Raw genomic sequence first — 16,325 nt, 5'->3', positions numbered from 1 at the left:
GGCTGCCCGGCTGCCCGCGCCATCTTCTTCGGCACGCCTTGTCGGCGGCCGCACCGATGTGGAGAGTTGGCTTTGGACGAGAAGGTGACGCAGGATACGCCGCGCCCTCGGACGATCGAGGAGATCGCGGCCGAGATCGGCGTGTCCGTCACCACGGTGCGCCTCGTCATCAACGGACAGGCCGAACGCTATCGCATCAGTGCGCGGACGCGCCAGGCGGTGGAGGCCTACGTCGCCAAGCATGGCTATGTGGTCGATCACGCGGGGCGCAGCCTCAAGCTCAGGCGCAGCGATGCCGTCGGCTGCATCGTGCCCGATCTGGCCAACGCCCACTTCGCCAGGTTGATCGCCCAGTTGGAAGAGCGTTGCCGGAACCGGGGGCTCGTTCTGCTCACCGCCTCGACGCACGAGAAGCCGGAGCGGGAGCGCCAGACGATCAGCGGCCTTCTGGCGCGCGGCGTCGACGGCATCATCATATCGCCCTGCGAGCAGCCCGAACCGGCGCGCTTCGTTCGACGCGGGCAGCGCAACGTGGCCACGGTGGTGATCGACCGCGCCTTTCCCAAGACACTGTTTCCAACCGTTGTCGGAGACAATGAAGCCAGCGCCCGCCGGTTGACCGGGCAGATCATGGCCGAGAGTGGCGGTGACGTGTTCTTCCTCTGCGCCCGACCGGAAATGCCCAGTATCGCCGCCCGTATTGCCGGCTTCACGGATGCCTTCGGCGCGGCCGGCGCCAGCGAGCGCCTTCTGACGGACCCCGAGGACGACAGCGCCTCCTCCGGTCACCGGTTGATGGCGGATCTGCTGGCGCGTCTCGGCAGGCCGCCGAAGAGTTTCATTTCGTCATCGCTGCTGATCCTCGAAGGCGCGATCCAGGCGCTTGTCGACCGGTTTGGAAGCGTTCCTAGGGACATCATTCTCGGGACGTTCGACTATCACCCCCTGATGGAACTCAGCTCCAATCGCGTGCTGTCGGTCCGTCAGGACACGCTCAGGATCGCCGACGTCGCCTTCACCTGTCTGGTCGATGCCATGGAGAAGGGAAGCGACGAGGCGTCCTCGCCGGTTCATGTCATTCCCGGCGCCCTCTTTGCCGACCGCCAGCGCCTTCCGGAGTAGCGAGCCAACCATCTGCCTTCATTGAGGAAGCGTGGCGCGGGTGAGGTCGCCTTGCCCGTGCGGCGGCCTGCTTAGTCTCGACAGTGCTTCCAAGCTGTAATAGTGAGGTCGCACTTGGAGGAAGCGCCCCGTCATGTCCGTTGCCATCGTCATTCCCGCCCGTTACGGCTCCCAGCGTCTTGAGGGCAAGCCGATGCTGACCATCGCAGGCATCAGCCTGCTGGAACGCGTCTGGCGCATCGCCCGGACCGCCAAGGGGGCGTCGCGCGTGGTGATCGCCACCGAGGACGAGCGCGTGGCGTCATTTGCCAGGGGCTTTGGCGCCGAGGCGGTGATGACTTCGGAGCAATGCCGCAACGGCACCGAGCGGGTGGCCGAGGCGATCGAGGCGGCCGGCATCGTCGAGAGCGGCGTGATCAACTTCCAGGGCGACGCCGTGCTGACGCCGCCGTGGATTCTCGAGGAGATGATCGCCGCCTTCTCCTCGCCGTCCGGCTTCGACATCGTGACGCCTGCGGTGCGGCTCACCGACGATGCGCTCGCCGAGCTGCGTGCCCACAAGGAAAAGGCGCCGTCGAGCGGCACCACCGTGACCTTCGACCTCAATCACAACGCGCTCTATTTTTCCAAGCAGATCATTCCCTTCATTCGCAAGCCGGGGTTCGCCAGCGTCTATCGCCACATCGGCCTCTACGGCTACACGCAGGCCGGTCTGAGGCGCTATGTCGCGCTGCCGCCGTCGCCGCTGGAGAACACCGAGGGGCTCGAGCAGCTGCGGGCGCTGGAGAACGGCATGACGGTTCGCGTCGTCGAGGTCGACTATCGGGGGCGGACCCATGCCTCGGTGGATACGCCGGAGGATGTCGCCGTCGTCGAGCAGTTGATCGCCCGCGAAGGCGAACTGGTCTGAACGCGAGGAGCGTACCGATGCATCTTATCCTGGTTCGTCATGGCAACACGTTCGGCCCCGGCGACAAGGTCGTCTGGGTTGGCGCGCGCAGCGATCTCGATCTGGTGGAAAAGGGACGCGAGCAGGCCGCCGCCGTGGCCGCCGGCCTCAAGGCCGCCGGCTTGCGGCCGTCCAGCATCTATGCCGGCCCGCTCAAGCGGACGCGGCAGACCGCCGAGATCATTTCGGCCGATCAGGGCGTCGACGCCGACAGGATCGTCATCAGCGACGATCTGCGCGAGATCGATTATGGCAGCTGGGAAGCGCGCTCCAACGACGAGATCCGCGCCGAGGTCGGCGATCAGGTCATCGACGACTGGCAGAAGCGTTCCGTCTGGCCGGATGGTTTCGGTTGGCAACCCGGCGAGGCCGGGGTGATCAACGGCTGGAAGAGCCTGCTCGTCCGCATCCGCAAGGAGAATGAGGACGATGCCGTCGTGCTGGTCGTGTCGTCGAACGGCATCTTCAGGCTGGTCGCCAAGAGCCTCGGTCTGTCGCCAGAGGAGGCCAAGATGAACACCGGCGCCGTGGCGCACCTCGTCGGCGACGGCGTCTGCTTCTCCGTCAAGGCCTGGAACGTCGCTCCGGCTGACCTCTCGCTCTGAGTCCCGCCGGGCGAAAGCGGTTCACCTCAAGCGAAGAACAGCCAGGTCATGAGCAGGAACAGCGGCGCCAGGATGCCGAAGGACCAGGCGAGATAGCCGAAGAAGGAGGGCATCCGGACGCCCGCGCCCTCGGCGATCGACTTGACCATGAAGTTGGGCGCGTTGCCGATGTAGCTGTTGGCGCCCATGAACACGGCGCCGGCCGAGATCGCCACCAGCGTCGTCGACATCTCGCCCATCAGGTGCTGCGGGTCGCCGCCGGCCAAGTTGAAGAAGACCAGATAGGTCGGCGCGTTGTCGAGGAAGGATGACAGGAGGCCGGTCGCCCAGAAGTACATGGCGTTGACCGGCGAGCCATCCTCGGCGGTGACGAGGCTGACCAGCGGCGCGAAGGCGCCGTCGTGGGCGGCGCGCAGCATGGCCAGCACCGGAATAATGGTCACGAAGATGCCGGCGAACAGCTTGGCGACTTCCAGGATCGGCCCCCACTCGAAGCCGTTGCGGACGCGCAGCGCCTTCGGCGTCAGCCAGAGCGAGGCGGCAGCGGCGGCGATCAGGATCAAGTCGCGGGAGAGGTTCTGAAGCTCGACCTCGACGCCGAACACATGGAAGCCGATGCCCGGCTTCCACGAGCCCGACAAGAGCACGGCGCCGACCACCACCGCCAGAAGCGCGATGTTGCGCCGGCCCTCTACGCCGACGCGGCCGGTGTCGGGCGTCGGGTCGAACTTGCCGCGGAAGTCGTCGTCGTTGTGGTAGAGGCGGTAGTCGATGGCGAAGAACAGCCCGAGCAGGATGACGGCGGCGAAGGCGGTCTCCTTCAGCATGTGCAGCGTCGTCCAGAAGAAGCCGACGCCCCTGAGGTAGCCGAGGAACAGCGGCGGATCGCCGAGCGGGGTGAGCGAGCCGCCGATGTTGGACACCAGGAAGATGAAGAAGATGACGACGTGGACGTTGTGCCGGCGGCCGTCGTTGGCGCGCAGCAGCGGCCGGATCATCACCATGGAAGCGCCGGTGGTGCCGACCACCGAGGCGAGCAGCGTGCCGATGGCGAGCAGAGACAGATTGGTCTTCGGCGAGCCGTGCAGGTTGCCGGTGATGAGGATGCCGCCGGCGATGGTGAACAGCGCCCCGAGCAGGATGACGAAGGGCAGGTAGTCGAGCAGCACGGTCTCGGCCAGCGGCTCGACGACCGCTTCGCCATGAAGGAGCGTGAAGGGGGCGATGAAGGCCAGCGCCCATGCGGCGGCGATCTTGCCGAAATGGTGGTGCCAGACATGCGGCGCCAGCAGCGGGAACAGCGCGATCGACAGCAGGATGCCGACGAAGGGCACCGCCCAGATCACCCCGAGCGCCGCGCCGTCAAGGCCGTGGCCGCCGGTGGAGGCGAAAGCGGGAGAGGCGAGGAGGAGGAGGGATGCCGGCAACAGGGCCGGAAAGGTTTTGGATGCACGCCCAAGCGCAACGCGGAACACTCGAAAGCTCGTCAAAAGAACCGTCCTCACACCACTGTTAAAAACCACTACCGTGGTCGACCAAACCACCTTCAAGCGCGTCTCGCAATCTCGCGGTGGTCAGCAATCGCACGGAAGTGGAAAGGGCATCAAGACCGCATGCCCTACCGAAGGATGTGGATCCTCTAGGAACCAGATCCCCACATTTGGATCGACCGATTGTGTGCAACAAAATTTTTACTGTTGCACACTTGCGCCTGTGTGCAACGAAATTATAATTGATGCACACAGGGGCGCCAATGGCCATCATCTCTCATTCCCGAACCGCCCAAGTCGCCTACCAGGACTTGCTCAGGCTTCATCTCGACGAATTCGCTTCGGAGTTGATCGGCAGCATCGAAGAACGGCCGCGCAACGGGCGGGTCTATCTTTACGACAAGTTCCGGATCGGCACAGAGATCAAGAGCCGCTATCTCGGTGAGGGCACGCCCGAGCTGCGCACACGCCTAAGCCGCGCCGTCGAGCTGAAGGCCGAGGGCGAGGAGCGCCGCAAGACAATGGCGCGGCTGGCCCGCGTGTTGCGCGCCGAAGGTTTCATGGCTACCGACCGCGACACCGGTTCCCTGCTGCTGGCTTTTGCCCGTGCCGGGGTCTTCCGGCTGGGCGGTACGCTTGTGGGCACCGCCGCCTATGCCCTCCTGCAGGGCGACCTGGGGATTCGCTTCGATTCCGAAGAGCTGGCACAGACCGGCGATATCGACTTTGCAAGTTTCGAGCGACTTTCGGTGGCGCTGGGTGACGAGGTCGAAGAGAACCCGGGCGACATCTTGCAGGCGCTAAAGTTCGACCCGGTGCCGGGGGTGGTGGATCGGCAGGTCTGGAAATGGCGGCAGAGCAGGGGCGCGGCGATGGTCGAGTTTCTAACGCCGGCCTTTGGTGACGAGAGGGTCAAGCCGCTGCCGGCGCTGGGCGTGAGTGCGCGGGCCCTCAACTATCTGAACTTTCTGATCGCCGAGCCCATCCCCGCGGTGGCTCTTTATCGATCGGGTGTGCTGGTGCAGATCCCCAGACCCGAGCGCTTTGCGATCCACAAACTGATCGTCGCCGACCGACGCCAGGGCGGCCCCGATCAAGCCAAGTCCCGCAAGGACCGTGGTCAGGCGGCCTTCCTGATCGAGATCCTTTCCGAAGACCGGCCTGACGACCTGCGCGAAGCCTATGAAGATGCGCTTTCACGAGGCCCGCGCTGGCGGGAGCGCCTGGAGGCGAGCCTTGGGCGCATGCCGAAGACAGCGGGGATTCTTCGCAGTCTGAGGTAATGGTGCCTCTCACGTCTCGAACCTGCCAAGCTGGCATCTGGTTGCTGAAAAGGCACCGAATGCCAGACTAAAAAATAGGCACCTCTTGCATTGAGTAAAAACCAGCCACTGCCGCTTGCCTTTGCCGTCGTGCTCGGGCATCCCTAGGGCATGAGCCACTTCGACCTCGCCATTCTGGTGATCGACGAGAATGCCGTGCGCGCCGCCATTATCGAGGATGGGCTGCGGGAGGCCGGGCACAGCCACGTCACCGTCGTTCACACGGTGAACGGCATCGCCCGCGTCATCGAGGCGACCCGGCCGGACGTGATCATCATCGACATTGAGAACCCCAACCGCGACATGATGGAGCACCTGTTCCAGCTGACGCGGTCGGTCAGCCGGCCCATCGCCATGTTCGTCGACCGTTCGGATTCGGCGTCGATCGAGGCGGCGGTGGAGGCGGGCGTGTCGGCCTATATCGTCGATGGCCTGAAGAAGGAGCGGGTGAAGCCCATCCTCGACATGGCGGTGATCCGCTTCAACGCCTTCAGCCGGTTGCAGAGGGAGCTGGCCGACGCCAAGTCGGCGCTGGAAGATCGCAAGGTCGTCGAGCGGGCCAAGGGCATCCTGATGAAGCTCCGCAACCTCAGCGAAGAAGAGGCCTATGCGCTCATGCGCCAGACGGCCATGAACGAGAAGAAGAAGCTGGTCGACATCGCGCAGTCCGTGGTGACGGCGGCCGGCCTTCTGATGTGATGGAGCCACGGCGATGACCACGATCGACCATCCCGATATCGCCGCCCCGGCCGTCGTCTCCGGCCCCGAGCAGACGCACCTTCGCGCCGGGTTCATTCCGCTGGTCGATGCCGCCGTGCTGATCGCCGCCGCCGAACTGGGCTTTGCCGCCCGCGAGGGACTGACGCTCGACCTCGTTCGCGATGTCTCCTGGGCCAACATCCGCGATCGCCTGGCTTTCAAGCAGTTCGACGTCGCGCACATGCTGTCGCCGATGCCGATCGCCGCCATGCTGGAACTCGGCTCCAATCCGTCGCCGACCATCGCGCCATTCGCGCTGGGGCGTGGCGGCAACGCCATCACCCTGTCTGTGCGCCTGTTCGAGGCCATGCAGGCGCGGGCCGGCCTTGCCGATGACGCCTCCGCGCTCGATTGCGCCAAGGCGCTGGCCACCATCATTGCCGGACGCAAGCAGAGCGGAATGCCGCCGCTGACGCTCGGCATGACCTATCCCTATTCCTCCCATAACTACGAGCTGCGCTACTGGCTGGCGGCCGGCGGCATCGACCCCGACCGCGACGTGCGCCTCGCCGTGGTGCCGCCGCCGATGACCTCGGACGCGCTGTCGGCCGGGGCGATCGACGGCTTCTGCGTCGGCGCGCCGTGGAACATGATCGCTTCCGAAAAGGGCGTCGGCCGCATCGTCGCCACCAAGCAGGACATCTGGGCGTCGTCGCCGGAGAAGGTTCTGGGCATGCGCCCCGACTGGGCGGACCGCAACCGCGACAGCGTCTCCCGCCTGATCGTGGCGCTCGCCGCCGCCGCCCGCTGGTGCGACGATCCGGCCAATCACGACGCGCTGGCCGACATCCTGGCGCAGGCCGCCTATGTCGGTGCGCCCGCCGAGATCATCCGCCACGTGCTGGCCGGCCAGTTCGCGCTCGACGCCAAGGGCAACCGGCGCGCGGTACCCAACTACTTCGTGTTCCACGGCGCCGAGGCCAACTGCCCGTCGTCGGCGCAGGCGCTCTGGGTCTACAGCCAGATGGTCCGCTGGGGGCAGGCGGCCTATTCGCCGCAGGGCACTGCCACGGCGGCCTCGGCCTTCCGTTCCGACCTCTACACAGCGGCGCTTGGGCTTTCCGAGCGGCCGTGCGAGGAAGATGTCGCCGACCCCTTCATCGACGGGCGCGTCTTCGATCCGGGGGCGCTGGAGGCGTATATCAGAGGCTTCGGTGCGCCCAATCAGGGTGCATCTGCCTAGGCGACCGCCGTCCTTTTAAGCAGAATGTCGTAGGGCGCGAGATTGGGCGGCGGATGCTCCGGTTATCAAAATGCCTTTGAAAACAAGAACCATTCCATTCTAGGCCAAGGTGGCACGGCCGTTGCTTTTATAGACTTGCCTCGGTCAACGGCGACCTGAAGGCAGGTGGGCGCTCTGTAGCGCACAACATCCATCCGACATCGACGTCGCAAGCTCCTGCTGGCGGGATCCTCCCATCCCACGACCGGCTCGGCTTCGCGGCGTTTTTTGTTGTTCAGGCTCCGCCAATTCGAGGGCATTCCATGACCGATATCTCCCGGCGCTCCTTCCTGAAGACCTCCGCCACGGTGGCGCTGCTCGGCGCCGTCCGCACCGCCTTTCCATCCGGCGCCTTCGCCGCGACGGCCGGCCCGGAAGTGACCGGCGTCAAGCTCGGCTATATCGCGCTGACCGACGCGGCGCCGCTGATCGTCGCCAAGGAGAAGGGGCTGTTCGCCAAATACGGCCTGCCGGACGTCGAGGTGCTGAAGCAGGCGTCCTGGGGCGCCACGCGCGACAACCTGGTGCTCGGCGGTGCCTCGAACGGCATCGACGGCGCCCACATCCTGACGCCGATGCCCTACCTGATCTCGGCCGGCGCGGTGACGCAGAACAACATACCGGTGCCGATGTCCATCATCGCCCGGCTCAACCTCGACAGCCAGGGCATCTCGGCGGCCAAGGAATACGCCGGCACCGGCGTCGGCCTCGATGCCGGCAAGCTCAAGGAGGCCTTCGCGGCCAAGAAGGCGGCCGGCGGCGAGGTGAAGGTGGCGATGACCTTCCCCGGCGGCACCCACGACCTCTGGCTCCGCTACTGGCTGGCGGCCGGTGGCATCGATCCCGACAAGGACGTTTCCACCATCGTGGTGCCGCCGCCGCAGATGGTCGCCAACATGAAGGTCGGCAACATGGACGCCTTCTGCGTCGGCGAGCCGTGGAACGAGCAACTGGTCAACCAGGACATCGGCTTCACCGCCTGCACCACCGGCGAGCTGTGGAAGGGGCACCCGGAAAAGGCTCTGGGGATGCGCACCGACTGGGTCGAGTCCAATCCGAACGCCACCAGGGCGCTCTTGATGGCGGTGATGGAGGCCCAGCAGTGGGCCGACAGCATGGACAACAAGGAGGAGATGGCGGCGATCCTCGGCAAGCGGCAGTGGTTCAACGTGCCGCCGAAGGACGTGCTCGGCCGCCTCAAGGGCAACATCAACTACGGCAACGGCCGCGTCGAGGAGAACACCGGCCTGGAGATGAAGTTCTGGAAGGACCACGCCTCCTATCCCTTCAAGAGCCACGACGCCTGGTTCCTGACCGAGAACGTCCGCTGGGGCTACATGCCGGCCGATACCGATATCGCGGCGCTGGTCGACAAGGTCAACCGTGAGGATCTCTGGCGCGCGGCGGCCAAGGAGCTGGTCATCGCCGCCGCCGACATACCCCAGAGCACTTCGCGCGGCGTCGAGACCTTCTTCGACGGCAAGGTCTTCGACCCGGAAAACCCGCAGACCTATCTCGCGAGCCTTGCCATCAAGGCCCTTGCCTGAGCCTTCCAACCCATCGGAGACAGCCCCATGACTGCCACCGCCAGAAAGGCACCGATCGAAGCCGTCGGCCGACCGGCCGAGCCGGGCAAGGTCGTGCCGCTCGGCCGCGCGCCGGCGAGCCGGTTCGATGCCGGCCGCACCGCCGCGAGCCTCGCCCGCAACGTCATTCCGCCCGTCATCGTCTTGTTGGTGCTGCTCGCCGTCTGGCAGGTCAGCTGCTCGGGGCCGGGCGCGTCGCTGCCGCCGCCGTCGCAGATCTGGACCGACAGCTACGACCTGATCGCCTATCCCTTCTTCGAATATGGCTCGCAGGACATCGGCCTCGCCTGGCGCGTGCTGATCTCGCTTGAACGCGTCGGCATCGGCTTCGGCCTCGCCGCCGTGGTCGGCGTGGCGATCGGTGCGCTGATCGGCCAGTCGGTGTGGGCGATGCGCGGCCTCGACCCGATCTTCCAAATCCTGAGGACGGTGCCTCCGCTCGCCTGGTTGCCGCTGTCGCTCGCCGCCTTTCAGGACAGCAACCCCTCGGCCATCTTCGTGATCTTCATCACCTCGATCTGGCCGGTGATCATCAACACCGCCGTCGGCGTGCGCAACATTCCCGAGGACTATCGCAACGTCGCCCGCGTGCTGCGGCTGAACCAGCTGGAGTTCTTCCTGCGCATCATGCTGCCGGCGGCGGCGCCCTACATCTTCACCGGCCTCAGGATCGGCATCGGTCTCTCGTGGCTCGCCATCGTCGCGGCGGAAATGCTGACCGGCGGCGTCGGCATCGGCTTCTTCATCTGGGACGCGTGGAACTCGTCGCGCCTTCCCGACATCATCGTGGCGCTCGTCTACATCGGCGTCACCGGCTTCGTGCTCGACAAGCTGGTGGCCCTCCTGGGGCGCGTCGTCGCCCGCACCAGCGCAGCCGCCTGAGGAGGGCCCGGACATGAGCGCCTACCTGAAAATCGACCACATCGACAAGAGCTTCGAGCGTGGCGGTGTCGCCACCCATGTGCTCGCCGACATCACGCTGACCATCGACAAGGGCGAGTTCGTCTCCATCATCGGCCACTCGGGCTGCGGCAAGTCGACTCTGCTCAACCTCGTCGCCGGGCTGACGCCGGTCACGGCCGGGGCGATCCTCCTCGAAGGACGCGAGGTGAACGAGCCCGGCCCCGAGCGCGCCGTGGTGTTCCAGAACCATTCGCTGCTGCCGTGGCTCAGCGTCTACGAGAACGTCAACCTCGCGGTGTCCAAGGTGTTCGCCGGCCGGAAGAGCCGGGCCGAGCGGCACGACTGGGTGATGCACAACCTCGATCTGGTGCAGATGGCCCACGCCGGGGACAAGCGGCCGGCCGAGATCTCCGGCGGCATGAAGCAGCGCGTCGGCATCGCCCGCGCGCTTGCCATGGAGCCGAAGATCCTGCTGCTCGACGAGCCGTTCGGCGCGCTCGATGCGCTGACCCGCGCCCACCTGCAGGACGCGGTGATGGATATCCATGCCCGCCTCGGCAACACGATGATCATGATCACCCATGACGTCGACGAGGCGGTGCTGCTCTCCGACCGCATCGTCATGATGACCAACGGCCCGGCGGCCCACATCGGCGAGGTGCTGGAGGTGCCGATCCCCCGGCCGCGCGACCGCATCGCCCTGGCGTCCGACAGGTCCTACCTCAGGTGCCGGCAGGCCGTACTGAAGTTCCTCTACGAGCGCCACCGCTTCGTCGAAGCCGCGGAGTAAGCCATAATGACCGAGAAACTCGTCATCATCGGCAACGGCATGGCCCCCGGCCGCATGCTGGAAGAGCTGTTCGAGAAGGCGCCCGGCGCCTATGACGTCACCATCTTCAACGCCGAACCGCGCGTGAACTACGACCGCATCATGCTGTCGCCGGTGCTCTCGGGCGAGAAGAGCTTTGACGACATCGTCATCCACGACGACGCCTGGTATGCCCGCAACGGCGTGACGCTCTTGAAGGGCGCCCGCGTCACCGAGATCGATCGGGAAAGCCGCAAGGTCACCGCCGCTGACGGCCGCTCCGCCACCTACGACAAGCTGGTGATCGCCACGGGATCGACGCCGATCATCATCCCGGTGCCCGGCCATCAGCTCTCCGGCGTGCTCGCCTATCGCGACCTCGACGACGTCGACCGCATGCTGGAGATCGCCCGGAAGGGCGGCCGCGCCATCGTCATCGGCGGCGGCCTTCTCGGCCTCGAGGCCGCCTATGGCCTGAAGCGCCAGGGCATGGAGGTCACCGTCATCCACCTGATGCCGACCATCATGGAGCGGCAGCTCGACCCGCCGGCCGCCTACATGCTGAAGAAGGCGCTTGATGACCGGGGCATCGACATCATCACCAAGGCCAACACCAAGGCGATCCTCGGCACCGACAAGGTGGAGGGCATCGAGCTCGACGACGGCCGGATCATCCCCGGCGAGATGGTGGTGATGGCGGTCGGCATCCGGCCCAATTCGACGTTGGCCCGCGCCGCCGGATTGGAGGTCAATCGCGGCATCGTCGTCGACGACGGCATGACCACGTCGGATCCTGATATCTTCGCCCTCGGCGAATGCGCCGAGCATCGCGGCGTCTGCTACGGCCTCGTCGCGCCGCTCTACGAGAGCGCCAGGGCGCTGGCCGATCGCCTGGCCGGCGGTTCGGCGGAGTATCAGGGCTCGGTGACCAATACCAAGCTGAAGGTCACCGGCATCAACCTGTTCTCGGCCGGCGATTTCGCCGAGGCGCCGGACCGCGAGGAGATCGTGCTGCGCGACGCCTCGGCCGGCGTCTACAAGCGACTGGTGCTGAAGGACAATCGCATCGTCGGCACGGTGCTCTATGGCGACACGGCCGACGGCTCGTGGTTCTTCGACCTGATGAAGAAGGGCAGCGACGTCTCGACCATGCGCGACACGCTGATCTTCGGCCAGTCGTTCCAGGGAGGGGCGCCCCTGGACCCTATGGCGGCCGTTGCAGCCTTGCCCGATGACGCGGAAATCTGCGGCTGCAACGGCGTCTGCAAGGGCAAGATCACCTCGACCATCACGGGCAAGGGCCTGACGACTCTCAACGAGGTGCGGGCGCACACCAAAGCCTCGGCCTCCTGCGGCAACTGCACCGGCCTCGTCGAACAATTGATGAAGCTGACGCTGGGCGACCGCTACAACCCGGCGGCCGTGACGCCGATGTGCGACTGCACCGACCTCGGCCATGACGACGTCCGCCGCCTGATCATCGCCAAGGGGCTCAAGACCATTCCGGCCGTCATGCAGGAGCTGGAATGGAAGACCTCTTGCGGCTGCGCCAAGTGCCGGCCGGCGCTCAATTACTACCTCGTCTGCGACTGGCCGGACGAATATGCCGACGACTACCAGTCGCGCTTCATCAACGAGCGCGTCCACGCCAACATCCAGAAGGACGGCACCTATTCGGTGGTGCCGCGCATGTGGGGCGGCGTCACCTCGGCGTCCGAACTCAGGGCGATCGCCGACGTGGTCGACAAGTTCCAGGTGCCGATGGTCAAGGTCACCGGCGGCCAGCGCATCGACTTGCTGGGCATTCAGAAGGAGGATCTGCCGGCCGTCTGGGCCGATCTCGGCAAGGCCGGCTTCGTCTCGGGCCAGGCCTATGCCAAGGGGCTGCGCACGGTGAAGACCTGCGTCGGCTCGGAATGGTGCCGCTTCGGAACGCAGGATTCCACCGCCCTCGGCATCCGGCTTGAGAAGTTCATGTGGGGCTCGTGGACGCCGGCCAAGCTGAAGCTCGCCGTCTCCGGCTGCCCGCGCAACTGCGCCGAGGCCACCTGCAAGGACATCGGCGTCATCTGCGTCGACTCTGGCTTCGAGATCCACTTCGCCGGTGCGGCCGGGCTGGAGATCAAGGGCACCGAAGTGCTGGGCCAGGTGAAGACCGAGGACGAGGCGCTGGAGCATATCGTGGCGCTGACGCAGATGTACCGCGAGCAGGGCCGCTATCTCGAACGCATCTACAAGTGGGCCAAGCGCGTCGGGCTCGACGAGATCCGCCGCCAGATCATGGACGATGCGGAGAAGCGCAAGGGCTACTTCGACCGCTTCGTGTTCAGCCAGACATTCGCCCAGGTCGACCCCTGGTCCGAGCGCGTCTCGGGCAAGGACAAGCACGAGTTCAAGCCGCTGGTGGTCACCGGCTTCAGCGAAGCCGCCGAGTAAATCCAACAGAATCAGGAGAGTAGGATGACCTGGGTCACCATCGGCCGCCTTGAGGATATTCCGGTTCGCGGGGCGCGTTGCGTCGATACGCCGGAGGGGCGGATCGCCGTGTTTCGCACCGCCGACAACCAGGTGTTCGCCATGGAGGACAGCTGCCCGCACAAGCGCGGGCCGCTCAGCCAGGGCATCGTCCACGGCACCAGCGTGACGTGCCCGCTGCACAACTGGGTGATTTCCCTGGAATCCGGTTCGGCGCAGGGCGCCGACGTCGGTCAGGTTCGCACCATGGCCGTGCGCAATGATAACGGCACGCTTTTGCTCGACCTCGCCGAGCTGCGCATCGCCGCCGAGTGACTGACCGGAGAGCTCGCCCTGATATGGTCACGGAAACCCGCACCACCTGTCCCTACTGCGGCGTCGGCTGCGGCGTGCTCGTTCGTGTCGAGGATGACGGGCGGACGACCGTCACGGGCGACCCCGATCACCCCGCCAACTTCGGCCGGCTCTGCTCCAAGGGCTCGGCGCTGGCCGAAACGCTCACCGATGACGGCCGCATCCTGCACCCGGAAGTCGGCGGGCGAGAGGCCGGCTGGGACGAGGCGCTCGACCTCGTGGCCAGCACCTTCAAGGAGACCATCGCCGAGCACGGTCCCGAGGCCGTCGCCTTCTATCTGTCCGGGCAGTTGCTCACCGAGGATTACTACGTCGCCAACAAGCTGATGAAGGGCTTCATCGGCGCCGCCAACATCGACACCAACTCGCGCCTCTGCATGGCCTCGTCGGTAGCAGGCCATCGCCGCGCCTTCGGCTCGGACACCGTGCCGGGCAACTACGAGGACATCGAGCTCGCCGACCTCGTGGTGATCGTCGGCTCCAACATGGCCTGGTGCCACCCGGTGCTCTACCAGCGCCTCGCGGCGGCCAAGGCGGCGCGGCCGGAGATGGCGGTGGTGGTGATCGACCCGCGCCGCACCGCGACGAGCGACATCGCCGATCTGCACCTCTCCATTCGCGCGGACGGCGACGTGGCTTTGTTCAACGGGCTGATGGCGCATCTGCACGCCACCGGCCATGTCGACCGGGCCTTCGTGGCCTGGCACACCGAGGGCTTCGGCGCGGCGCTCGGCGAGGCGCGGCGCTTCGGGCCGCATGAGCTGTCCGCCGTCACCGGCCTGACGCAGGCAGAGATCGCCGCCTTCTACGAGCGCTTCGCTTCGACCGAAAAGGTGGTGACGCTGTTCAGCCAGGGGGTGAACCAGTCGTCGTCGGGCAGCGACAAGGTCAACGCCATCATCAACTGCCACCTGATGACCGGCCGCATCGGCCGGCCCGGCATGGGGCCGCTATCGCTCACCGGCCAGCCCAACGCCATGGGCGGGCGCGAGGTGGGCGGGCTCGCCAACATGCTGGCGGCGCACATGAATCTGGACAATGCCGACGACCGCGACCGCGTCGGCCGCTTCTGGCGTGCGCCGGCGGTTGCCGAGCAGCCGGGCCTCAAGGCGGTGGACCTGTTCGAGGCGGTGGGCGACGGCCGGATCAAGGCGCTGTGGATCATGGCGACCAATCCGGTGGTGTCGATGCCCGAGGCCGACCGGGTGCGCTCTGCCATCGCCGCCTGTCCCTTCGTCGTCGTCTCCGACATCCAGCGCGATACCGACACGGCGCGGCTCGCCCATGTGCTGCTGCCCTCGCTCGGCTGGAGCGAGAAATCCGGCACCGTCACCAACTCCGAGCGGCGCATCTCCCGTCAGCGTGCCTTCCGCCCCGGCCCCGGCGAGGCGCGGGCCGACTGGTGGCAGTTCGCCGAGGTGGGCCGGCGCATGGGCTTTGGCGAGGCCTTCGCCTATGCCGGGCCGCACCAGGTGTTCGCCGAGCACGCGGGGCTCTCCGGCTTCGAGAACGGCGGATCGCGCGATTTCGACATTTCCGCCCACGCCGGCATCGACGCCCTGGAGTATGAACGTCTTCGGCCGTTCCTGTGGCCTGCGCCGGCCGGTTCGATGCCGCCCGATGGCAGCAGCCGCTTCTTCGCCGATGGCCGCTTCTTCCATGCCGACGGGCGGGCGCGTTTCGTCGCCGCGAGGGGCGAGGCCGAGCGTCGTACCAACTGGGGTTTCCCCTTCGTGCTCAACACCGGCCGCATCCGCGACCACTGGCACACCATGACGCGCACCGGCAAATCGCCGCGCCTGTCCGCCCACCTCGCCGAACCCTTCGCCGAGATCCACCCGGCCGACGCCAGGGCCTGCGGCATCGACGACGCCGATCTCGTGGAGATCGACAGCGCCGATGGCGGCCGTGTCATCGTGCGTGCCTTGCTCACCGACCGGCAGGCGCGTTGCAACCTCTTCGTCCCCATGCACTGGACGGGCGAGACCTCGGCGCTCGCCCGCGTCAATGCGCTGTTTCCGGGGCGTGTCGACGCGACCTCCGGTCAGCCGGCGCTGAAGCACGCCGCCGTTCGTCTGCGCCGTCATGACAGCGAGCTGCATGGTTTCCTGGTCTCCGAGAAGAAGCCCGAGGGTGTCGGCACCGACTATTGGGCGCTCGCTCGCGCCGATTATGGCTGGCGGCTGGAACTGGCCGGCTCGGAGCCTGCCGAGGGCTGGGAGAACTGGCTGCGTCGGGTGACAGGCCTGCCTTCGCAGGTGGACGTCATCGGCTATCATGAGCGAACGGGGACTCGCATGGCCGCCTTCGCGGGCACGCGCCTTGTCGCCGCGCTCTATGTGGCGGCAGGGCCGGTTGCCGTCTCTCGCGCCTGGGCGGCCGAACAGCTCGGCCAGAGTTTTGCCGACCCGCACCGCCGGGCCGACGTGGTGGCCGGACGGCCGGGCAAGGGCGGGGCGGACAAGGGCGCCATCGTCTGCTCCTGCGCCTCGGTCGGCATCAACGACATCCGCGCCGCCATCGCCTCGGGCTGCGGTTCGGTGGATGCGGTGGGCGCGGCGACGGCGGCCGGCACCAACTGCGGCTCCTGCCGCCCGGAGATCCGCCGCATCCTGGAAAGCATGATGCTTCAGGCGGCTGAGTAATGCGCAAGTCAAGCAGCTTTTCGGCTTGGATCGAAGGCCCGGCGGGTGTGGATCATGGTCCAGAGGACGGTGACGCGCCTGCGTG

General features: G+C 66.5%; 13 protein-coding genes. 12 read left to right on the top strand and 1 reads right to left on the bottom strand.

The window, feature by feature from the left end; all coding sequences use genetic code 11:
• The first annotated feature begins 72 nt into the window (after window positions 1–72).
• The 3 genes from M4J39_RS11520 (at window position 73) to M4J39_RS11510 (ending at window position 2,676) form a co-directional block, all read left to right on the top strand.
• The gene (locus tag M4J39_RS11520; RefSeq protein WP_251728008.1) at window positions 73–1,122 is read left to right on the top strand and encodes a LacI family DNA-binding transcriptional regulator; all 1,050 of its coding nucleotides are present in this window, start codon (window positions 73–75) and stop codon (window positions 1,120–1,122) included.
• Window positions 1,123–1,255: 133 nt separating this feature from the next.
• Window positions 1,256–2,032 (top strand): 3-deoxy-manno-octulosonate cytidylyltransferase, encoded by a 777-nt coding sequence (gene kdsB, locus M4J39_RS11515; protein WP_251728007.1) that lies wholly within the window; start codon window positions 1,256–1,258, stop codon window positions 2,030–2,032.
• 17 nt (window positions 2,033–2,049) lie between these two features.
• Window positions 2,050–2,676: a histidine phosphatase family protein gene (locus M4J39_RS11510; protein ID WP_251728005.1), complete on the top strand. Its 627-nt coding sequence runs from the start codon at window positions 2,050–2,052 to the stop codon at window positions 2,674–2,676.
• 26 nt (window positions 2,677–2,702) lie between these two features.
• Here the strand turns inward: M4J39_RS11510 and M4J39_RS11505 are convergent, their stop codons facing one another.
• Entirely contained in the window at window positions 2,703–4,166 is a 1,464-nt protein-coding gene (locus M4J39_RS11505; RefSeq protein WP_251728004.1) for a sodium:proton antiporter, read from the bottom strand.
• A gap of 263 nt (window positions 4,167–4,429) precedes the next feature.
• On the opposite strand from M4J39_RS11505, the gene M4J39_RS11500 reads away from it, so the two are divergent.
• From M4J39_RS11500 to M4J39_RS11460, 9 genes are all read left to right on the top strand, one after another.
• The gene (locus M4J39_RS11500) at window positions 4,430–5,449 is read left to right on the top strand and encodes a GSU2403 family nucleotidyltransferase fold protein (RefSeq protein WP_251728003.1); all 1,020 of its coding nucleotides are present in this window, start codon (window positions 4,430–4,432) and stop codon (window positions 5,447–5,449) included.
• Between the two features lie 150 nt (window positions 5,450–5,599).
• Entirely contained in the window at window positions 5,600–6,187 is a 588-nt protein-coding gene (locus M4J39_RS11495; protein WP_251728002.1) for an ANTAR domain-containing response regulator, read from the top strand.
• Window positions 6,188–6,200: 13 nt separating this feature from the next.
• A complete protein-coding gene (locus M4J39_RS11490) occupies window positions 6,201–7,430 on the top strand; it encodes a CmpA/NrtA family ABC transporter substrate-binding protein (protein WP_251728000.1) in 1,230 nt (409 codons plus the stop codon).
• A 302-nt stretch (window positions 7,431–7,732) separates the two neighbouring features.
• Window positions 7,733–9,016: an ABC transporter substrate-binding protein gene (locus tag M4J39_RS11485; RefSeq protein WP_251727999.1), complete on the top strand. Its 1,284-nt coding sequence runs from the start codon at window positions 7,733–7,735 to the stop codon at window positions 9,014–9,016.
• 27 nt (window positions 9,017–9,043) lie between these two features.
• Window positions 9,044–9,937 carry a nitrate ABC transporter permease gene (ntrB, locus tag M4J39_RS11480; protein ID WP_251727998.1) on the top strand — a complete coding sequence of 298 codons (894 nt, stop codon included), beginning with the start codon at window positions 9,044–9,046 and terminating at the stop codon, window positions 9,935–9,937.
• A gap of 13 nt (window positions 9,938–9,950) precedes the next feature.
• A complete protein-coding gene (locus M4J39_RS11475) occupies window positions 9,951–10,748 on the top strand; it encodes an ABC transporter ATP-binding protein (RefSeq protein WP_251727996.1) in 798 nt (265 codons plus the stop codon).
• Between the two features lie 6 nt (window positions 10,749–10,754).
• On the top strand, window positions 10,755–13,202 hold the full coding sequence (gene nirB / locus M4J39_RS11470; protein WP_251727995.1) for a nitrite reductase large subunit NirB: 2,448 nt from the start codon (window positions 10,755–10,757) through the stop codon (window positions 13,200–13,202).
• 24 nt (window positions 13,203–13,226) lie between these two features.
• The gene (gene nirD, locus M4J39_RS11465) at window positions 13,227–13,556 is read left to right on the top strand and encodes a nitrite reductase small subunit NirD (protein WP_251727994.1); all 330 of its coding nucleotides are present in this window, start codon (window positions 13,227–13,229) and stop codon (window positions 13,554–13,556) included.
• 23 nt (window positions 13,557–13,579) lie between these two features.
• Entirely contained in the window at window positions 13,580–16,240 is a 2,661-nt protein-coding gene (locus tag M4J39_RS11460; RefSeq protein ID WP_251727993.1) for a nitrate reductase, read from the top strand.
• The last annotated feature ends 85 nt before the right edge of the window (window positions 16,241–16,325 follow it).

Origin of the sequence: Pleomorphomonas sp. NRK KF1, assembly GCF_023721755.1 — a bacterium.
Taxonomy (GTDB): Bacteria; Pseudomonadota; Alphaproteobacteria; order Rhizobiales; family Pleomorphomonadaceae; genus Pleomorphomonas.
This window is presented reverse-complemented; position numbering and strand designations above follow the sequence as displayed.